Consider the following 19381-nt stretch of genomic DNA (forward strand, 5'->3'; position numbering starts at 1 on the left):
CTGAGCGCTACCATGCCTCACTGACGCAGGAAGTTACCCGACTCGATCAGGCGGGGCTGCCCGTCGGTTTTGAGGTAGATGTACATCTGGCAACGTACCTGACCAAGGTGCGCCTGTCCGTTGCTCATCTGTACCGGCACCTCGCGGCGGGCGTATTCATCGTCGGGGTGGTTTTGAATGCCTTCGTATTCATCGAGGCGAGTTAGGATAGTGTCATCCGTGAGTTCATACACGTCGCCCCAAACCCGGAAGGTGCTGTCGGGTTCGTAGGTGGCGCCAGGATACCAGCCAAGATCAAAAAGGCGGCCAGGTACGTTGCCATGCCCCAGCAGATGCGCGTGCTGCCGGAGCAGATCGGCCATCGGATTGTCGTTACCGCTACGTAGCGTTCCGTAAACAAATAGATTCATGCTAGCGATTTAGGGCTTTCAATCTACACGAAAATCAAATGCCGTTACCACATAGGCTACCTATTTGCGGGGGAATAGACCAAACTGGTTTTAACCGCTGCCCGGCGGAAACCTATCCGGGCCGTGCAACCTTATAGCGGTATGGAAGCCAACAATCGGAACGCCGAACCGCCCCAAACCCGCCACAGCCAACGGCTACCGACGCTACTCTCAGCGTTGCATCTGCTTTATGTAGGCCGGGCGTTGGCAGGCTTTGTCGCCGAGGAGCAGTCGCCCCCGCCGCCGGTTGAGCTAGACGTGGTTGACGCCACGATCGAAGCCTTCACCGACGAAATCCGCGCGACCGAATTGTTGCACGAAGCAGCCGTGCTCGTGGGCGATGTAGCGTAACTTATCTACTTATATCACGACGAAAAGCCCCATGAATCACGTCGGCTATAAACCTGCGTGACTCATGGGGCTTTATTTTTGGTAGCAGCAGTGCCTAACGCACTAACTCCATCAAGTCTTTGTCGTTCACCTCTTTACGAACATCGGCCATATCGAGGAATTGCTTGTAGAGGCCATCAAGTGTCGGCTTGTCGTAGCGGTAGCCCAGCAGTTCGAGGCGATGCTTGAGCGCATGCCGGCCCGAACGCGCCGTCAGGATAATCGACGATTTATCAACGCCCACGTCGGTGGGGTTCATAATCTCGTAGGTCTCCGAGTTTTTCAGGTGACCGTCCTGGTGAATGCCCGACGAGTGCGCGAAGGCATTACGCCCGACGATCGCCTTGTTAGCCTGCACGGGCATCCGCATCATGCCCGACACCAGTTGACTAACCGGGTAGAGCCGTTTGGTATCCACGCCCGTTTCAAAGCCCAGTTCGCGGTGCACTTTCATCGCCATCACCACTTCTTCGAGCGAGGTGTTGCCCGCCCGTTCGCCGATGCCATTGATGGTGCACTCAATCTGCCGCGCGCCGTTCATGATGCCCGCCAGCGAGTTGGCCGTTGCTAGGCCAAGGTCGTTGTGGCAGTGAATCGAGATCGTCGCCTTATCGACGTTAGGTACGTTGTTGTAGATGTATTTGATCTTCGCGCCGTACTGGTCGGGCAGGCAATAGCCCGTCGTGTCGGGAATATTGACCACCGTTGCACCTGCCGCAATCACGGCTTCAGTGAGGCGGCAAAGGAAATCCAGATCGGCCCGGCCCGCATCTTCAGCGTAAAATTCAACATCCTCTACATACGTCCGGGCGTGTTTCACGGCCCGCACGGCCTGCTCCAGAATGGCGTCGCGGGTGCTGTTGAATTTGTTGCGAATATGGATGTCTGACGCCCCGATGCCGGTATGAATACGACCACGCTTGGCCAGCTTCAGGGCTTCACCTGCGGCATCGATATCGCCGATCACAGCCCGCGACAACGCGCAGACCGTTGGGTTGGTGACGGCCTTCGAAATTTCGACCACCGACCGAAAATCGCCGGGGCTCGATACCGGGAAGCCCGCTTCGATGATGTCTACGCCCAGTAGTTCAAGCTCTTTAGCAACCGTTACCTTTTCTTCCGTAGTTAACTGGCAACCAGGCACTTGTTCGCCGTCGCGCAGGGTAGTATCGAAGATATAAATGCGTTCGCTCATGGGGACAATCAGACAGTGGTTTTTGCTGGCGAAATTTCGCTGAGTGCGTAATTGCGCTACAAAAATAAGCGAGTGATTATTTTTTCAAAATTGAGCGTGCGGATTTTTTGGCAAATAAAACGAGCAGCGGGTCTAGGAAGAACTTTGATTCAGCCCAATTAGTGACAAATCAAATCGTTCCTGAACCCGCTGCTCGTTGTCGCGCAGGTCAATTACAGCTTCGCCAGCAGGGCTTCACCCATCGCCGACGTACCCAGCAGTTTATCAGTGGGAGTATCGGCATCGGCAATGTCGCGGGTGCGGTAGCCTTCCTTCAGCACCGCATCGACGGCCGCAATCACGGCTTCAGCTTCGGCTTTCATACCGAATGAAATATCGAGCAGCAGCGCCGCCGACAGCACCGAGGCTAGCGGGTTAGCTACGCCCTTGCCGGTGATGTCGTGGGCCGATCCGTGAATGGGTTCATACACGCCCGTGCTGTCGCCCACCGACGCTGATGCGAGCATGCCCATCGACCCGGCAATTTGTGAGGCTTCGTCGGTCAGGATGTCGCCGAAGAGGTTGCCCGTCACGACCACGTCGAAGCGTTTGGGATCTTTGATGAGCAGCATCGCCGCTGCGTCGATGAACTGATGCTCCACCTCCACGTCGGGGTATTCGGGCGTGAGGGCCTGCACCACTTCGCGCCACAGGCGGCTGCTTTCCAGCACGTTGGCCTTATCGACGCTCATCAGTTTTTTACGCCGGGTACGTGCCGCTTCAAACGCTTTCCGTACAATCCGCTCCACTTCGTATTTGTGGTAGATCATCAGATCCGACGCGGTGCTGCGGTCTTCCGAGCGCGTTTTTTCGCCGAAATACACGTCGCCGGTCAGTTCGCGGAAGAACAGAATATCGGCCCCTTGCAGAATCTCCGGCTTGATGCTCGACGAGCTGAGCAGTTCATCGAACAGCTTGATCGGGCGCAGGTTGGCGTAGAGGCCCAGCTCTTTCCGCATCTGCAACAACCCCTGCTCGGGCCGCACTTTGGCCGAGGGGTCGTTGTCGTATTTAGGGTGACCTACCGCGCCGAACAGCACGGCATCGGCCGCGCGCATTTTTTCGAGCGTTTCGGCGGGCAGGGCGGCCCCGGTGGCTTCGATGGCGACGTGGCCGATCAGGGCTTCGTCGTAGGTGAATTCATGGCCAAACTTCTGAGCAATGGTTTCCAGCACCTGCTTGCCAACGGCGGTTACTTCGGCACCGATCCCATCGCCGGGCACTACGAGTATGTGTTTTTTCATGGTGTATTGATGGGAACGCGGATGACGTGGATTTTGAGGATGATCGCGGATTTGATCGGCTCGATGATACCTCTGGTAACATCAACCATCCGCGACAATCCATCAAATCCACATCATCCGCGTTCCCATCCTTTATTCTAAACTGTTCAACATTTTCTGTGTGGCTTTAATGGCCGACACGGTTTGGTCGGAGTCGAGGCCGCGGGTTTTGAAAGCGCGGCTGTTCACCTTCCAGGTAATAATGGTTTCGCAAAGAGCGTCGGTGCGGCCACCCGTGGGGATACGGACGGCGTAGTCGGTCAGTTCTGGCAGCGTCATGTTTTTGAAGGCGTAGATTTTCTTCAGCGCATTCATAAACGCGTCGTACTGCCCGTCGCCCTGCGCGCTTTCCTCGAATTGGTCGGCGTCGATACGTACCTGAAGCGTCGCCTGTGGCTTTAGCCCTTTGGCTTTCGTCAGGGCGTAGTTCAACACCTCCACGCGCGCCGTCGTACTGGTTTGACCCAACACGTCGGCGATGATGTAGGGCAGATCTTCGCGGGTAATCTGCTCTTTCTGATCGCCCAGTTCGATCACGCGCTGCGTTACCTTCTTCAGGTCGTCGTCGGGCAGTTGAATGCCCAGTTCGCGCAGGTTGTTCTCGATGTTGGCCTTCCCCGATGTTTTCCCCAACGCATAGCTGCGGGTACGTCCAAAACGCTCCGGCGTCAGGTCGTTGAAGTACAGGTTGTTTTTCTTGTCGCCATCGGCGTGGATGCCGGCCGTTTGGGTAAACACGTTGTCGCCAACGATGGGCTTATTGTCGGGCACGCGCAGGCCCGAAAACGTCTCGACCAGCTTGCTGATTTCGTACAGCGACCCTTCCACGACGCCCAGTTCGACCTGATCGGCCATGAAATCGCGCAGGACGGCAATGGTGCTCGCCATCGGGGCGTTACCGGCCCGTTCGCCCAGCCCGTTTACGGTCAGGTGCAGGCCGTGTGCGCCCGCCCGGATCGCCTCCATTACGTTGGCTACGCTCAGGTCGTAGTCGTTATGGGCGTGAAAATCGAAGTGCAGGGCCGGATGGCGGCTCACCAATTCGTGCACAAACGCGTAAGACTCAGCGGGCGTCAGTACGCCCAGCGTATCGGGCAGCAGCACGCGCCGAATGGGTTGCGTTTGCAGAAAATCGAGGTATTGCCGTACGTAGTCGGGCGAGTTGCGCATGCCGTTGCTCCAGTCTTCGAGGTACACGTTGACCGCGATACCTGCCTCCTGAGCACCTGCGATCACCTGCGCGATGTCGGCAAAGTGTTGCGTCGGCGTTTTCTTGAGCTGATGCGTCAGGTGGTTGAGCGACCCTTTGGTGAGCAGGTTCATCACCCGCGCGCCCGAGGCCTGCATCCAGTCGAGCGAGGCCTGCCCGTCAACAAACGTCAGCACCTCGATCCGGTCGAGTAGGCCAGCGCTATCGGCCCAGCGGGTAATTTGCTGCACTGCTTCCAGCTCACCCGCCGACACCCGCGCCGACGCCACCTCCACCCGATCGACCTTCACTTCGGTCAGCAGCAGCTGTGCCATCGCCAGCTTCTCCGAGGCCGAAAAAGACACGCCGCTGGTTTGCTCTCCATCGCGGAGAGTCGTGTCCATGATTTCAATATAACGCATGGTGGGAAGGGTAATGTACAATGCATAATGAACGATGTACAATGAATTCGCTACCGCTCAAAAGGTACCGTATTCAGTTCAAAATCATTGTACATCGTTCATTATACATTGTACATTTTAAAACGGTCTCGTTTCGGCGAACTGCTCGATCTCCTGCTTCATCGACAGCAGGTAGTCGATGTCGTCGTAGCCGTTGATGAGGTTGTCCTTTTTATAACCGTTGATGGTGAAGCTTTCCTGCTCGCCCGTTGCCACCAGCGTGATAGTTTGGGCAGGCAGATTTACCTCCAGTTCAGTGTCGGGATCAGCCTCGATCGCGGCGAAGAGCTTGTCGGCAAACTCGGCGCTCACCGTCACGGGCAGAATGCCGACGTTGAGGCAGTTGTTCTTGAAGATATCGGCAAAAAAGCTCGACACCACGCAACGGAACCCGTAGTCGTAGATGGCCCAGGCGGCGTGTTCGCGGCTCGATCCGCTCCCGAAGTTTTTGCCGCCCACCAGAATCTTGCGGGGTACGTCGTCACCCGTGTAAAGCGGGTTGTTCAGCACGAAATCGGCTTTGGGCGTATTGTCGGCGTTGTAGCGCCAGTCGCGGAAGAGGTTGTCACCGAAGCCTTTGCGTTCGGTCGCTTTCAGGAAGCGAGCGGGTATGATCTGATCCGTATCGACGTTCTCGATGGGCATCGGAACGGCCGCACTACGGAGCACGGTAAATTTATCGTAAGCCATTTTTGTAAAAGTTCGAGGTCGCGTATACCCCCCGCCCTAAAGGGTGCCTGCTGGCGCCCAAATAGGCCTGCGGCGAAGATGATTCGCGCCAGCAGGCACCCTTTAGGGCGGGGGGTATACGCCGAATGAAACTAGTTCAGGAATTCACGCGGGTCTGTCACAACGCCCGTTACGGCGGCGGCGGCGGCGACCAGCGGGCTGGCGAGCAGGGTGCGGGCACCGGGCCCCTGGCGGCCTTCGAAGTTGCGGTTCGAGGTCGACACGGCGTATTTGCCAGCGGGAACCTTATCGTCGTTCATGGCCAGACAAGCCGAGCAACCCGGCTGACGGAGCGCAAAACCGGCTTCGGTCAGGATGTCGAGGATGCCTTCTTCCTTAATCTGCGCCTCTACGATATGCGACCCCGGCACGAGCCAGGCCGTTACGTTATCGGCTTTCTTGCGACCTTTCACGATCGAGGCAAACGCCCGGAAGTCTTCGATGCGGCCGTTGGTGCAGCTGCCGAGGAACACAAAGTCGATGGGTTTGCCAATCATGGATTCGTTTTCGGAAAAGCCCATGTAGTTCAGCGACTTTTGGTAGCTGGCATCGCCATCCTGCTGATCGGCTGCCAGCGGAATGTGCTTGGTCACGCCGGTGCCCATGCCAGGGTTGGTGCCGTAGGTAATCTGCGGCTCAATGTCAGCAGCGTCGAACGTCAGGTCGTTGTCGAACGTAGCGCCCTCGTCGGTGGCCAGCGACTCCCAATAGGGCACGAGCTTGTCCCAGGCCTCGCCTTTCGGTGCCAGATCGCGGCCCTTCAGGTACGTTAGCGTAGTAGCGTCAGGAGCGATCATGCCACCGCGCGCGCCCATTTCGATGCTCATGTTGCAGACCGTCATGCGGCCTTCCATGCTCATGTTGCGGAACACATCGCCGGCATACTCCACGAAGTAGCCCGTGGCACCACTCGCCGAAATCTGCGCGATGATGTACAGGGCGACATCTTTCGGTAACACGCCTTTACCCAGCGTACCATTCACCGAAATCCGCATTTTCTTGGGCTTGGGCTGCATGATGCACTGCGTCGCCAACACCATCTCGACCTCCGACGTACCGATGCCGAACGCAATCGCGCCGAAAGCACCGTGCGTTGAGGTATGCGAGTCGCCGCAGACGATGGTCATGCCGGGCAGGGTAATGCCGTTTTCGGGCCCAACGACGTGGACAATCCCGTTTTTTTGGTGGCCCAGGCCCCAGTGCGAGATGTTGTATTTGTTGGCGTTACGCTCCAGCGCGGCCAGTTGGTTGGCCGAGAGCGGGTCGGCAACGGGCAGGTGCTGGTTCAGGGTGGGCGTGTTGTGGTCGGCGGTGGCGTAGGTACGTTGCGAAAACAATACCGGCGCGCCCCGGCCTTCCAACCCCAGGAAAGCCACCGGGCTGGTGACTTCGTGGATGAAATGGCGATCGATGAACAGCACATCGGGGCCATCCTCGATGTGCCGGACGACGTGCGCGTCCCAAACCTTATCAAACAGGGTTTGTGGGGTACTCATAAGTGATGTAGCAGTTTATGGCTACAAAATTGGCCAATTGCCACACATACCCCATCCCGGCATTCGCCCAAGAAATAGCGATTTTAGTTCATCATATTAAGCAAAACTTAAAACTATATTACGTACGAAGTTTACCACCACTCTTGCATCCAGGCTTCAGAAACCTGGCGGGCTTTTGCCATGTCATCGACAACAATAATCAGTTGATTGGCATGATCGCTGTACTGGGTTAAAATTGAAACACCCGCATCTGCCAGTCGTCGGCAAAACATCCCCAACTGCCCCGGCACATCTTGCCTTAATTTCTGAATGATCACGTCGTTGATGCGAACTACCTCGATGCCAACAGCTTCCAGAACAGCCCTGGCCCTATCGGCTTCTTCAACCAGAAAATGAGCAGTAGCCTGTTGCCCGTCGGTGAAGACCGCACCTCCTTCAAGGCTGATCTGATGCTCACCCAACGTTTCGCCCAACAGGGCCAGTGAGCCAACCTGATTGGGTAAGTAAATTTCTAAGTCTTTCATTAGTGCTGTTCGTTGTGAATGGCCTGACTATCCAGGGGAGCCTGTTCACGTTCAGTCATCCCGTAATCCCGCAGTACACTGGCCACCCGCAGCCGGTAATGCTTGAATACTGATTCACGCCCCTGTTTCTGCGCTATCCGATGTTTCTCCATAGCTCGCCATTGACTGATGGCGGACTCATCCTGCCAGAACGACAGCGATAATACCTTTTTGGGGTTTGTCAAGCTTTGAAATCGCTCAATAGCGATAAAGCCGGGCAGCTTACTGAGTTCAGGCCGCAGTTCGGCGGCAATATCCAGGTACTCATCCCACTTTCCTTCAGCAGGAAACGCTTCAAATAATACGGCTATCATTTTGTGCTGTTTGTTTGCCCAAAGAAAGCAGGTGGTCTACATTTACAGTTCAGCCAGGAATGAACTATGGATGTAGATGACCGCTTTGTATCGATCACCGGCTTAATCTGCGAGCCAACGCGGGCCAGAATGTTATGGAGCTTACTCGATGGCCGGGCATATACGGCCACCGAGTTGTCGGCATCGGCCAACACGTCGGCCACCTCGGCCAGTAACCATCTGGCCAAACTGCTCGAGGCAGACCTCGTCAAGGTTGAGGTGCAGGGGCGCCACCGTTATTATTCGTTCTCAGGGCCAGAGGTTGCCTATGCTATTGAATCGCTGGCGAATCTGGCAGGTGGCCCCTGGCCCGCTAAAAAACAGGCCGTTTCTGCATCCAGCGGTCTTAGGTTCTGCCGAACCTGTTACGATCATCTGGCGGGTCACGTGAGTGTACGTATCGTAGACGCTCTGTTACAAAGACAGTGCATCGATCGAACAGACACCGCCTTTCTGGTGACTGAGAACGGCTGGGAATGGTTTGAAAAACTGGCAATCTATCAAGAAGACTTCAGTCCCAGCCGACGTCCTTTGGCCCGCCCCTGCCTTGACTGGAGTGAGCGTCGTCCGCATTTGGCGGGACAGCTTGGTGCCGTTCTGCTGGATCGAATGATGGCAAGGCAATGGTTTCGAAAGGTGCAGTTTTCGCGCGAGTTGGTTCTAACCCATGCAGGCCAACAGGGGCTTAGCGACGTGTTGAACCTCAATCTTTAAGGTTGTCGCCTGAGCAGCTGTTCCAAACAGCAGATTAGTGCGCCAGCGCCTGCCGAATCTGGTTGAGGTGGTGCTCGTTGTGCCAGGCAACTTTGTCCATTTCGTCTTTCAGCGTTCGCAGGCCGGTTTCGCTGTGCACAAACGGCGTAGTGCCCCGCGTAGCGTAATGCTGCTGCACCAGATAAATGACAGACTGCCGGTTGGCGTCGTACATCGCCTTGCTGATTGGTAGCGGAAAGGTGCTGTAGTTCAGGTACGTATTCCAGCGGTCCTGATCGAACGCCCAGATGACGGGCTTAGGCTCGGCGATGACGCGTTTGATGCGCTCGTGCAATACGCTCTCGGCATCGGCCAGGTGCACCAGCAGTTGCCGCACGGTCCATTTGCCGGGGGCGTAGGTACGTTCCAGATCGGCGGCGGGCAGGTCGAAAAGCGGCAGGGTCTGCGCGTGGGTAGCGGTGAGTTGGTTAAGGAGGGTCATTGGTCGAGCAGGCGACGGTGGTAGTTAATTTGGCCCAAATGGTAGGCCAGATGCGTAGTCAGGTGGACGAGAAAGTAGCTAGTGGATGTTTTTTCGGCGAATACCAGCAGCGGGTACTCCTCGACCAGTTGCTGTTCAGGTACGTTGCTGAGCGTCTGTTCGATCATCGTCGCGGTGTCTTCGACTAACTCGATGAGTTCGGCTCTGGGTACGTCCTTGCGTGAAAACTCGGCGGGGCGGTCGCGCACATAGCCCGATTGGCCCAGTTCGCCGCCGATATACGTATTCAGGTTGCCCACTAAGTGCAGGCACAGATTACCCGCCGAGTTGGCAATCTGCCCGTCGGTTGTCCAGATGGTGGCTTCATGTTGGTAACTTTCCAACTCGATTTTCAGACGGTTCAGGTCGCGCAGGAAGAGGCTTTTGAGGGTTTCGATCAACATAGGGCGATGGTAGTCGGGGAAAGTATGTAGTAACCAGCAGCGTTACAAATCCGGCGCCGATTTGCCGAATAGCAGCAAGTCTACCGGGACACCGTCGGGTCTGATCGTTCCTTCCTGGGTCATACCCAGCCGGGTCAGCACCTGAATCGAGGCGGTGTTGGCGGGCATCACGGTGGCCATGATTTTCGGAAGGCCCAATTGCCGGAACGCGACGTCGAGCGTATGACGGGCGGCTTCAAGGGCATACCCTTTCCCGGCAAATTGTGGCAACAGGGCGTAGCCGATGTCGGGATGCGGCAGGTAGTCTCGTTGCAACAGGCCGCATAAGCCGATGGGTTGGTTCGTGGCTTTGAGCGAAACGCGGGCTAGGCCAAAACCATGTTGGGCATAGCTTTTCAGCGGGCCGTTATCCAAGTACGTGATTGCTCCGGCCTCGGTGCGGGCGTTGCGGTCGCCAATAAAGGTGAGCCAGCCTTCCGAATTGAGCAATTCAATCAAAAACGGGCTGTCGGCATACGTCAGCGAACGCAACGTCAGGCGCTCGGTGTCAACTTCCAGTCGGTTCATTTCTCTATACCGATAAGGCCCTTCGAGACCTGATCGGTTTTTATGGCTTCACCCGTACGTATTCTTCGATGTTGAGCCGGTCGATGCCCGCACTTTCCACTTTTTCGACACCCTGCTGGATCAGCGTATCGCCTTTCAAGGTGACCGTAAAGTTGAAGTCATGGCCTTCCCATTGCCGATCGTTACAGTATTCTAGATGCTCGGTGTACTGGTCTTTATTCAGTTCGTAGCGGCCGCCACCAGCCGCAAAAACAGCCGCCGAGTCTTTTCCTTTGCTCAGATCATGCTGTATGAAGGCGAAATGGGTGTCGTTGATAATCTTGATGAATGACAGCTTATTCGTATAGTCTGTCTCGGTGGTATCACCTTTTTCGATGAGCGTTCCACGCAGCAGTTGCCACGTACCCACCAGCGCCGGCTGCGCGGAAGTTGACTGACTAGGCTGTTCATTATGGCAGGCCAGCACGGTGATGGCGACAGCCAGGCTAAGGAAAGGTGTTTTCATAGCACAAACCTATACGATTTTGTGGACCATACAGGTGCTGAGCAACTAATTAGAACCGGACGTGAATTGCCTTACCAGATTATACTTAACGATGACAGGCAAAGCCCTATAACCATGAAGCGTATATCCCGCCGCACAGCCGTTAGCACAGTCCTCTCTGGCCTTACAGCTGCTACGTTGTTACCCATTTCCGGCTTTGCCAAACCGACGCCCAAGCTGGCGTTCTCGACCCTCGGTTGCCCCAAGTGGGATCTGGATACCATTTTGAAAACGGCCGTATCGTCGGGGTATCAGGGTGTCGAGTTCCGGGGGCTGCTGGGTGAGCTGGATTTGCCCAAACGGCCCGAGTTCAGCACACAACTGGCCGACACCCGCCGCCGGTTTGCCGATGCGGGGGTGCGCATCTGCAACCTGGGTTCTTCGACCCAACTGCACCACGCCGACCCGACCAAACGTACCCAGCAACTCGACCACGCCCGCCGGTTTATCGATCTGGCGCATGAACTCGGCTGCCCCTTCGTGCGGGTTTTCCCCGATCAGCTTCCGCCCGATCAGCCCCGCGACCAAACGCTTCGGCTCATCAGCGACGGCCTGCTTGATCTGGGTACGTATGCCAAAGCGGCGTCGGTAACGGTGCTGCTCGAATCGCACGGCGAACTCACGCATACCGATCTGCTGGTGCCCATCATGAAGGCAGCCAACCACCCGAACGTGGGGCTGATCTGGGATATTTTCAATATGTGGGTCGATGCGCACGAGTCACCCAAAGCGGCGTACCAGGCCCTAAAGCCGTACATCCGGCATGTGCACGTGAAAGATGCGCGGATCACGGGCGACAAACACGACTATGTATTGCTGGGACAGGGGCAGGCGCCGTTGCAGGAAGCCCTCAGCGCGCTGCAAAAGGGCGGCTATCAGGGCTATTACAGCTTTGAGTGGGAGAAACTTTGGCACCCCGAGATCGCCGATCCCGAGCAGGCTATCCCGCATTACACCGGCGCAGTCAAACGCTATTTTAGGTAAGGCTGTTTTATGCCGATAGCTGCGCTGCTCGGGCCGTTTTTATGCCCGTTTGGGCGTGGCGCCGTATTGCTGTTTATAAGCTTTGATAAAGTGCGACACGCTTTCATAGCCAATTTCCATGCTTACTTCCGACACGTTTTTGCCCGTGTTGCGCAGCAGGAAATGGGCGTGTTCGAGGCGTTTTCGGCGAATCCAGTGGCCGGGTGAGGTGTGAAAATGGCTTTCAAAATCGCGCTTGAATGCCGACAGGCTACGTCCCGACAACCGCGCCAACTCGTTCATCGACAACGGCTTGAGCAGGTACGTGCTCATCAGGTAATCGAGGTCGGTTTTCTGGCCCTGGTAAATCGACCAGAGCAAGGTGCGCAGTTGCCCCGGTGCGTTGCTCCGGCTGTCGATCTCGAGCAGGTGCAACAACAGTTCCTGGTATTTCAGGCGTAGCAGTTCATTCAGAAACGGGGTACGTTCCCCAAAATACGGCAGCAGCGACTGAATGAACGTCTGGAACGTACCTGACGAGTCGAGCGACAAAATGAGCGATTCGGGAATGGGTTCATGGGTGTCGGCAAACAGATCGAGGTGCTGCCCCACAAACTCCTTCAGCAGTTTCTCATTCACGAAAAACACTAGGCTGCGGTAGTTGGCATCGATCGACTCGTTCATGGAGTAACACCCCCGCTGAAAAAACAGGATCTGGCCTTTGTGCACGTGCAGATCCTGCGTGGGCGACGTAAACTTCTTCTCCCCTTCCAGCACCACCACCACCGCATGTTCTTCAAAAAACACTTCGTTTCGTTCGGGGTAAACGTCGCTTCGGTAGGCGACAAACGTCATCTCCGAGCCGTCGGACCGCGATTCATCCGTCGATGAGCGTCGGATACGCAGCATCGCAAACTGATCGGGTTGGATAGAAGAGGGAATGCGCAGCATACGTCGTTTTCTGGGCTTCGCTCAAAGATAAGCCATTGCACCAACACGCCCGAAAGACCATCTTTGCGCCATATGTTCTTCTCTCCCATGCGCATTTCCGTCAAAAATACCCTACTGGCGGTGCTGGCTACGGCCACAGCCACGTTGGCCCAACCCCGCCCGGCGCCCCGCCAGCTCAACTGGCAACAGCTCGAAACCACGGCCTTTCTGCATTTCACCGTTAATACGTTTACCGATAAAGAGTGGGGCGACGGTACCGAGAGCCCGGCGGTGTTTAACCCGACGAAGCTTGACGCCCGGCAATGGATTCGGTCGCTGAAAGAGGCTGGTTTCAAAATGGCGATCCTGACGGCCAAACACCACGACGGTTTTTGTCTCTGGCCCACCCGCACCACGGAGCATTCGGTCAAAAACAGCCCCTGGAAAAACGGAAAGGGCGATGTCGTGCGCGAAGTAGCCGACGCCTGCCACGAATACGGCCTGAAATTCGGCGTCTATCTCTCACCCTGGGACCGGCACGAATCGCTCTATGGGACACCGGCTTACAACAACTTTTATAAGAGTCAACTGCGCGAACTACTCACCAACTATGGCCCGCTGGCCGAGGTGTGGTTCGACGGGGCCAAGGGCGAAAATGCCAAAGACATGGTCTACGATTTTGCCGGTTACTGGGCTCTGGTGCGGCAGTTGCAACCCAACGCCGTCATGTTTTCAGATGCCGGTCCCGACGTGCGCTGGGTAGGTAACGAAGCGGGCAACGCGGGCGAAACCTGCTGGTCGACGATCAACACCGACGGCCTTGCCCCCGGTAAAGCCGACGAGGGCTATCTGAACCGGGGCGACGCCAACGGCAAAAGCTGGGTACCCGCCGAAACCGACGTGAGCATCCGGCCGGGCTGGTTTTATCATCCGGCCGAAGACAGTAAGGTGCGCACGCCATCGAATCTGGTCAACCTGTATTACCAGTCGGTGGGGCGCAACAGCCTGCTGCTGCTCAACGTGCCGCCCAACCGCAATGGGCTGCTCTCGGATGCCGACGTAGCCAGCCTCAAGGCCTTTCGCCGCATTCTGAACGACACCTTCAAGACGAATCTGGTAGCGGGTGCGCCTCGGTTGACCGACAAAAAGCTGGGTACGTTCCTGGCGGTTAAGCCCAATCAGCCACTCGTGGTTAAGCTCAATGGCGAACCCGAGTTTGACCGAATCTCGATTCAGGAAAACATCGCCAACGGGCAGCAGATCATCGACGGCAAAGTAGAATACTGGACCGGCACCGACTGGACAGCGATCAGCTCATTCACCACGGTGGGTCACAAGCGGTTGCTTCGTTTCCCGGCCGTTAAAGCGAGCCAGGTACGTATCACGATCACCAACGCCAAAGGTCCGGTCGAACTGGCTGAGGTGGGCGTGTTTAAAGCTTCGGCCGAGGAAAAATAATCGGTACTCGTTTCACACAAAAAGGGCTGGGTACGTATCTGGCCCTTTTTGTGTAAAGACGGGGTTCAATAACCGCCACCTTTGCTCATACGCCACGCCAGATACACATGCAACCCATATATAAGCACGACGGTCGTCCCGACGAGAATAGCTGTCCAGGCGTGCAGTCTCTGCTGCTGATCGGTGGTTTTCAACAGAGGTAGCCCTCTCGCTACAGCCACCAGACACACCCCAAAGCCAACGGTGACGGTACCAATGAGAACCCAAAAGAAAGCGGGCCAACCAGCCCAGCGATGCAGGTATCTATACGATGCCATAACAAGGGTGTAGGCGCTCACAGCCAACGCAAGGCCCAGCCAGGCGAGTTTGTCGACTCTGTATCTGGTCATTTCAATAACGTGAGTATGTATCGCTGTTAGTCGGTGTGCAACCTAACTTGACACACTGCGTTTAATCGGACGACTGCCCGTTTAGTAAATGGACGATGATGCTATCGATCCATTCTTTGTTGGTGGGTACGTCAATCGAAACGGCTTCCCAAAAGAGTGCCTGGTCGATGCCCCAGTATTGATGAATAAGGCGATCTCGCAAACCAGCAAATCCACGCCAATCAAATTCAGGATGTTCTAATCGAAAGTCGTCCGGGACTTTTTTACAAGCTTCCCCGACAATCAGCAGACTATGCGTGACAGCCCGGCTTTTCACCGGATCGCTCATCAGGGTCTCCTGATCGAGTCCCGCACTTACATCGATGATGAAAATTAATTCCTGTTGAATATGCTTTAGAAAATCAATCAGCAAGGGGGATGAATTCCACTTCATTGACAACGTGTTTGCGAACAAAATCAGCCATGCCTTCCCAAGTCAGCACGTCTGTTTTCCGGCCCATCAATTCTTCCAGGTAGTCAGCTATATCCAAAAAGCTGTGAAGCTTCTTCCGGCCAGGTAGAAATTCGACAACAAGATCCACATCGCTGTCGGCAGTCTGTTCATCCCGAACAAACGAACCGAATAAGCCTACTTTGATCGCCCCAAACTGTTTTAGCTCGGCCTGATGCGACCGGATACGATCAAACGCTTGCTGTTTATTCTGAACCGCCGTTACCATAGCGCAAACTAATCACTTAAATCAGAAACTGGAAGAGGTCGGGTTTGTCGTTGACGAGTTCGAAAACAATGCCCTGCGCCTTCATCCGGTCGATGAGCGGTTCGAAATCGTCGCGGTGTTTCAGTTCGATCCCCACCAGCGCCGGGCCCGTTTCGCGGTTGGTTTTCTTGACATACTCGAAACGCGTAATGTCATCGTTAGGGCCGAGCACATTCAGAAAATCGCGGAAAGCACCCGACCGTTGCGGAAATCGGATAATGAAGTAGTGTTTGAGCCCTTCGTAGAGCAACGACCGCTCCTTGATTTCTTCGGTGCGGGTGATGTCGTTGTTGCCGCCGCCTACCAGGCACACCACATTCTTGCCTTTGATTTCGTCTTTCAGAAAATCGAGGGCAGCGATGGTCAGCGCCCCGGCAGGTTCGGCCACGATAGCCTCTTCGTTGTAGAGTTGCAGGATGGTCGTGCACACCTTGCCTTCAGGCACCAGCACCACCCGGTCGAGGTTTTGGCGGCAAATCGCAAACGTGGTATCGCCCACCCGCTTCACGGCTGCGCCATCGACAAACTTATCGATATGGTCGAGCGGCACCACGTGGCCGGCTTCGATTGACACCTTCATGGAAGGCGACCCCAATGGTTCGACGCCGATCAGTTTCGTTTTGGGGCTGAGTTGTTTGAAGACCGTCGACACGCCGGAAGCCAGCCCGCCGCCCCCAATAGCCATGAGCAGGTAATCGATTTTGAAGTTGGCGTCTTTGAAGATTTCCAGCCCAACGGTGCCTTGTCCCTCCATTACCAGCACGTCGTCGAAGGGGTGCACAAAGGTGCTGTCGTGTGTTTGTACGTACTGGTCAGCAGCAAAATAAGCATCGTCGTAGGTGTCGCCCGTCAGCACCACGTCGACATACTCTTTGCCAAACAGCTTTACCTGTTTCACCTTCTGGTTGGGCGTGGTGGTAGGCATGAAAATGGTGCCTTTCACCCCCATTTTGCGGCAGGCATAGGCCACACCCTGCGCGTGGTTGCCTGCGCTGGCGCAAACCACCCCTTTCGCCAGTGCTTCGGCAGGCAGCGCGGCCATCTTGTTGTAAGCGCCCCGAATCTTATACGACCGCACGACCTGCAAATCTTCGCGTTTCAGGAAAATGGTGGCCCCGTAGCGGTCCGACAGGTTGAGGTTTTCCTGCAAGGGCGTGTGAGCGGCAACACCCCGGAGCCGATTGGCGGCCAGGTAGATGTTGTCAAGATCGGGGGTGACGAAGTGCTGGTCGGTATTTACCACGGCTGCTGATGAGGGTTAAAAATAAAACTACGAGAAGCGGATGGGTATTGCCCCGGCCAGCTAATGGCCGCCAGGAGCGGCCGGTCAAAAAGGCCATCCATTTTATAATGGCAGAACGCCTAGTTTTTCTGCATCGGAGATATCGTCAGTTCAACATATACGAGACAGACGACCACTACATCCTCAACAAAAAAATAGACCAGCCCAGGAATGGTCATGCGCTGAAAATGATAAATCACGGCGAGCAACATTAGCAGGCAATAGACCAGATTAGCCACCGCTATGAATCTGAGAAATAACCTTGTGTTGCGGGGCCTCACCAGATAGCAAGTCATTGAGTAAACCGCGTACACAAACGCAACCCGGCCCAAAATAGCCAGCAAGTTGGGCGGCAGACCCAAGGCCGTCGGATACCAACGAGCCACGCAGAACAGCGTCCCTCCCGTGATAAGCGCCCCTACGCCATCCAGCAAAAACAGGTGCGCTGGATGAAACAACAAGTAGTGACGTATTGACTTGATGGACACCTTCATACGACGCCTTAGAAGCCAAGTAGCCACCGACCTGACAGACGATCGGTGGCTACTTGCTCAGGTACGTTAATCCGTTTCCTAATTCCGCTCGGGACGCAGGCTGCGCACGGCGTTGCCCGCCTGCCACATTTCCGAGTCACGGAGTTCAGCCAGTTCAACTTCCAGTTTCTCGCGGTAATCAGGCTGCGAGTTGCGCGTGATGCTGATCTGCGCTTCGTTCTGCGTTTTCACTGAGTTGTACAGTTGCTCGAAAACGGGCTTCGTGGCGTCGCGGAACGGTTTCCACCAGTCGAGGGCGCCGCGTTGCGCGGTCGTCGAGCAGTTGGCATACATCCAGTCCATGCCGTTTTCGGCAACCAGCGGCATCAGCGATTGGGTGAGTTCTTCCACCGTCTCGTTGAAGGCTTCCGACGGGCTGTGGCCGTTGGCCCGCAGCACCTCGTATTGCGCGGCAAAAATGCCCTGAATCGCGCCCATCAACGTACCCCGCTCACCGGTCAGATCGGAGGTTACTTCTTTATAGAAATCGGTCTCGAACAGGTAGCCAGAACCAACACCGATCCCCATCGCGATGGCTTTCGTGCGGGCGTTACCGCTGGCATCCTGGTAAATGGCGAAGCTCGAGTTCAGGCCTTTCCCTTCCACGAACAACCGACGCAGCGACGTACCTGAGCCTTTCGGTGCTACAAGGAACACATCCACATCGGCGGGCGGAACGATGCCCGTTTTCTCTTTATATGTTACGCCGAAACCATGCGAGAAATACAGCGACTTACCCGCCGTGAGGTATTTCTTTACGGTCGGCCACAGTTCGATCTGCGCGGCATCCGACAGCAGGAAGCAGATGATCGTGCCTTTTTCGAGGGCTTCTTCAATCTCAAACAGCGTTTCGCCCGGTACCCAACCGTCTGCAACGGCTTTGTCGTAGGTTTTGCCGGGGCGCTGCCCTACAATCACATTGAACCCATTGTCGCGCATGTTGAGCGACTGACCGGGGCCCTGCACACCGTAGCCGATGACAGCGATGGTTTCGTTTTTGAGGGTGTCTAAGGCTTTTTCCAGCGGAAACTCTTCGCGGGTTACTACGTTCTCGACGGTTCCGCCGAAGTTAATCTGTGCCATTAGGGTACTGTATTTAGGTGTAAAAAAATGAGTGGTTACTGTGCTGTTTGCGTAAGCGAGCGCAGTGGCGCTCAGAGGTAATAGGCCCATTCGGCCTCGGGCAGGTACTCAACCAGACCTTTCTCCGTCTTGCCGACGGCCACGCGCCCCGACCGCACGAACTCCAGTATTTCGTATTGCCGCAGGTACGTGAAGAAGGCAAAAATCTCCTGTTCGTTACCCGTTTTCTCGATCACGACGTAGTCGAGGCCCCAGTAAACAACCCAGGCTTTAAACTGCTTATTGATCGTTTCGACGTCGAGCGGTGGGGCACCCAGTGGCGTCGACAGTTTGAACAGGGCGATTTCGTTAAACACGATTTCGTCGTTCAGGTAGCCAAATACGGCCAGTACTTCCACGATCTTGCGAATCTGCCGAACCAGTTTCTCGACTTCCTCACGCGATTCGTGTTTGATCACAATTGTGAAACGCGACACGCCCGTACGCTCCGTTTCCGACACGGTGAGGCTTTCAATGTTGATGCGTCGCCGCGTGAAAATAATCGTGATGCGGTTGAGCAACCCGATGGTGTTCGACGTGAACACGCAAATGGTGTAGGTGGTCATGATCTGTTCACTGTTTACTGTTGGCTGTCTTCTGTTTGATAAGGAGAGGATTGATAAATCACTTCAGGCTCCTTAGCGTATTTACGTCCCTTCATTGTCGATTCCTTCAGGTACATAAGTAAGCCGTCAGTAATTTTTGCGGTTTCATCTGCTTGCTCATATAGCTTGCCGAAGTCTTCTTCATTCAGATAACCATAGTCTTTTGCACGATATAGCTGGGACTTCACCTCCGTGACCGAGCCTTTAGCAATGGAAAGAAATTGCACAAACTCTCCGCGCCCTCCACGACCAAATCCTTCTGCTATATTATCCATCACGGAGCCGCTCGCTCGCCGTATCTGCCTCACCAGATCATAATCGCCAGCAAATGGCTTCTGCTGTGTCACCTCAAATAAAGCCTGAACTAATTGCCGGGCCTTCTTCCAGGCGTTAAGATCCTCAAAGCGATGAATAGTAGCCATATATTCTGCTGACTGTCTTCTGT

The 19381-nt window shown here is 55.5% G+C and carries 25 protein-coding genes; 4 read left to right on the forward strand and 21 right to left on the reverse strand.

All coding sequences use genetic code 11. The features are described from left to right. Window positions 1-17: 17 nt before the first annotated feature. Entirely contained in the window at window positions 18-410 is a 393-nt protein-coding gene (locus ACAW74_RS12050) for a gamma-glutamylcyclotransferase family protein (RefSeq protein WP_370698452.1), read from the reverse strand. A gap of 141 nt (window positions 411-551) precedes the next feature. Here ACAW74_RS12050 and ACAW74_RS12055 point away from each other — a divergent pair, with 141 nt between their 5' ends. After that, entirely contained in the window at window positions 552-800 is a 249-nt protein-coding gene (locus tag ACAW74_RS12055; protein WP_370698453.1) for a hypothetical protein, read from the forward strand. 94 nt (window positions 801-894) lie between these two features. On the opposite strand, the gene ACAW74_RS12060 is transcribed toward ACAW74_RS12055, so the two are convergent. The 7 genes from ACAW74_RS12060 to ACAW74_RS12090 all read right to left on the reverse strand — a co-directional run bounded on the left by ACAW74_RS12060 (window position 895) and on the right by ACAW74_RS12090 (window position 8108). After that, the gene (locus ACAW74_RS12060) at window positions 895-2034 is read right to left on the reverse strand and encodes a 2-isopropylmalate synthase (RefSeq protein WP_370698454.1); all 1140 of its coding nucleotides are present in this window, start codon (window positions 2032-2034) and stop codon (window positions 895-897) included. Between the two features lie 212 nt (window positions 2035-2246). Further along, window positions 2247-3317, reverse strand: a complete 1071-nt coding sequence (gene leuB, locus ACAW74_RS12065; RefSeq protein ID WP_370698455.1) for a 3-isopropylmalate dehydrogenase — start codon at window positions 3315-3317, stop codon at window positions 2247-2249. A 132-nt stretch (window positions 3318-3449) separates the two neighbouring features. Beyond that, window positions 3450-4967, reverse strand: a complete 1518-nt coding sequence (locus tag ACAW74_RS12070; RefSeq protein WP_370698456.1) for a hydroxymethylglutaryl-CoA lyase-like TIM-barrel protein — start codon at window positions 4965-4967, stop codon at window positions 3450-3452. A gap of 117 nt (window positions 4968-5084) precedes the next feature. Then, window positions 5085-5696 (reverse strand): 3-isopropylmalate dehydratase small subunit, encoded by a 612-nt coding sequence (gene leuD / locus ACAW74_RS12075; RefSeq protein WP_370698457.1) that lies wholly within the window; start codon window positions 5694-5696, stop codon window positions 5085-5087. A 131-nt stretch (window positions 5697-5827) separates the two neighbouring features. Next, on the reverse strand, window positions 5828-7231 hold the full coding sequence (leuC, locus tag ACAW74_RS12080; RefSeq protein WP_370698458.1) for a 3-isopropylmalate dehydratase large subunit: 1404 nt from the start codon (window positions 7229-7231) through the stop codon (window positions 5828-5830). A 131-nt stretch (window positions 7232-7362) separates the two neighbouring features. Next, entirely contained in the window at window positions 7363-7755 is a 393-nt protein-coding gene (locus ACAW74_RS12085; RefSeq protein ID WP_370698459.1) for an amino acid-binding ACT domain-containing protein, read from the reverse strand. Further along, window positions 7755-8108 (reverse strand): antibiotic biosynthesis monooxygenase family protein, encoded by a 354-nt coding sequence (locus ACAW74_RS12090; protein ID WP_370698460.1) that lies wholly within the window; start codon window positions 8106-8108, stop codon window positions 7755-7757. The genes ACAW74_RS12085 and ACAW74_RS12090 overlap by 1 nt, the downstream gene beginning before the upstream one ends. A 66-nt stretch (window positions 8109-8174) precedes the next feature. Here ACAW74_RS12090 and ACAW74_RS12095 point away from each other — a divergent pair, with 66 nt between their 5' ends. Then, on the forward strand, window positions 8175-8861 hold the full coding sequence (locus ACAW74_RS12095; protein ID WP_370698461.1) for an ArsR/SmtB family transcription factor: 687 nt from the start codon (window positions 8175-8177) through the stop codon (window positions 8859-8861). A 34-nt stretch (window positions 8862-8895) separates the two neighbouring features. Here ACAW74_RS12095 and ACAW74_RS12100 read toward each other — a convergent pair whose 3' ends face one another. From ACAW74_RS12100 to ACAW74_RS12115, 4 genes are read right to left on the reverse strand one after another with little or no spacing between them, the layout of a single operon-like run. After that, complete coding sequence (locus tag ACAW74_RS12100; RefSeq protein WP_370698462.1) at window positions 8896-9342, reverse strand: DinB family protein; 447 nt, start codon at window positions 9340-9342, stop codon at window positions 8896-8898. Then, window positions 9339-9785 carry a DUF1572 family protein gene (locus ACAW74_RS12105; RefSeq protein ID WP_370698463.1) on the reverse strand — a complete coding sequence of 149 codons (447 nt, stop codon included), beginning with the start codon at window positions 9783-9785 and terminating at the stop codon, window positions 9339-9341. The genes ACAW74_RS12100 and ACAW74_RS12105 overlap by 4 nt, the downstream gene beginning before the upstream one ends. Before the next feature lie 42 nt (window positions 9786-9827). Further along, window positions 9828-10352: a GNAT family N-acetyltransferase gene (locus tag ACAW74_RS12110; RefSeq protein ID WP_370698464.1), complete on the reverse strand. Its 525-nt coding sequence runs from the start codon at window positions 10350-10352 to the stop codon at window positions 9828-9830. A gap of 40 nt (window positions 10353-10392) precedes the next feature. Beyond that, window positions 10393-10857, reverse strand: a complete 465-nt coding sequence (locus ACAW74_RS12115; protein WP_370698465.1) for a hypothetical protein — start codon at window positions 10855-10857, stop codon at window positions 10393-10395. 114 nt (window positions 10858-10971) lie between these two features. On the opposite strand from ACAW74_RS12115, the gene ACAW74_RS12120 reads away from it, so the two are divergent. Continuing rightward, the gene (locus ACAW74_RS12120) at window positions 10972-11880 is read left to right on the forward strand and encodes a sugar phosphate isomerase/epimerase family protein (protein WP_370698466.1); all 909 of its coding nucleotides are present in this window, start codon (window positions 10972-10974) and stop codon (window positions 11878-11880) included. 39 nt (window positions 11881-11919) lie between these two features. Here the strand turns inward: ACAW74_RS12120 and ACAW74_RS12125 are convergent, their stop codons facing one another. Continuing rightward, window positions 11920-12810 carry a helix-turn-helix transcriptional regulator gene (locus ACAW74_RS12125; RefSeq protein WP_370698467.1) on the reverse strand — a complete coding sequence of 297 codons (891 nt, stop codon included), beginning with the start codon at window positions 12808-12810 and terminating at the stop codon, window positions 11920-11922. Between the two features lie 87 nt (window positions 12811-12897). Here ACAW74_RS12125 and ACAW74_RS12130 point away from each other — a divergent pair, with 87 nt between their 5' ends. Beyond that, a complete protein-coding gene (locus ACAW74_RS12130; protein ID WP_370698468.1) occupies window positions 12898-14247 on the forward strand; it encodes an alpha-L-fucosidase in 1350 nt (449 codons plus the stop codon). A 65-nt stretch (window positions 14248-14312) separates the two neighbouring features. Here ACAW74_RS12130 and ACAW74_RS12135 read toward each other — a convergent pair whose 3' ends face one another. The 8 genes from ACAW74_RS12135 to ACAW74_RS12170 all read right to left on the reverse strand — a co-directional run bounded on the left by ACAW74_RS12135 (window position 14313) and on the right by ACAW74_RS12170 (window position 19358). Then, window positions 14313-14636: a hypothetical protein gene (locus ACAW74_RS12135; RefSeq protein WP_370698469.1), complete on the reverse strand. Its 324-nt coding sequence runs from the start codon at window positions 14634-14636 to the stop codon at window positions 14313-14315. A gap of 61 nt (window positions 14637-14697) precedes the next feature. After that, complete coding sequence (locus ACAW74_RS12140; protein WP_370698470.1) at window positions 14698-15069, reverse strand: HepT-like ribonuclease domain-containing protein; 372 nt, start codon at window positions 15067-15069, stop codon at window positions 14698-14700. After that, window positions 15038-15355: a nucleotidyltransferase family protein gene (locus tag ACAW74_RS12145; protein ID WP_370698471.1), complete on the reverse strand. Its 318-nt coding sequence runs from the start codon at window positions 15353-15355 to the stop codon at window positions 15038-15040. The genes ACAW74_RS12140 and ACAW74_RS12145 overlap by 32 nt, the downstream gene beginning before the upstream one ends. Window positions 15356-15371: 16 nt before the next feature. Further along, a complete protein-coding gene (ilvA, locus tag ACAW74_RS12150; protein ID WP_370698472.1) occupies window positions 15372-16637 on the reverse strand; it encodes a threonine ammonia-lyase in 1266 nt (421 codons plus the stop codon). A gap of 119 nt (window positions 16638-16756) precedes the next feature. Beyond that, window positions 16757-17170 (reverse strand): hypothetical protein, encoded by a 414-nt coding sequence (locus tag ACAW74_RS12155; RefSeq protein ID WP_370698473.1) that lies wholly within the window; start codon window positions 17168-17170, stop codon window positions 16757-16759. A gap of 78 nt (window positions 17171-17248) precedes the next feature. Then, window positions 17249-18292 carry a ketol-acid reductoisomerase gene (gene ilvC / locus ACAW74_RS12160; RefSeq protein WP_370698474.1) on the reverse strand — a complete coding sequence of 348 codons (1044 nt, stop codon included), beginning with the start codon at window positions 18290-18292 and terminating at the stop codon, window positions 17249-17251. 71 nt (window positions 18293-18363) lie between these two features. Then, window positions 18364-18897 carry an acetolactate synthase small subunit gene (gene ilvN, locus ACAW74_RS12165; protein WP_370698475.1) on the reverse strand — a complete coding sequence of 178 codons (534 nt, stop codon included), beginning with the start codon at window positions 18895-18897 and terminating at the stop codon, window positions 18364-18366. Between the two features lie 14 nt (window positions 18898-18911). Beyond that, entirely contained in the window at window positions 18912-19358 is a 447-nt protein-coding gene (locus ACAW74_RS12170; RefSeq protein ID WP_370698476.1) for a four helix bundle protein, read from the reverse strand. Between the last annotated feature and the right edge of the window lie 23 nt (window positions 19359-19381).

The organism is Fibrella musci, assembly GCF_041321105.1.
Classification (GTDB): Bacteria; Bacteroidota; Bacteroidia; order Cytophagales; family Spirosomataceae; genus Fibrella; species Fibrella musci.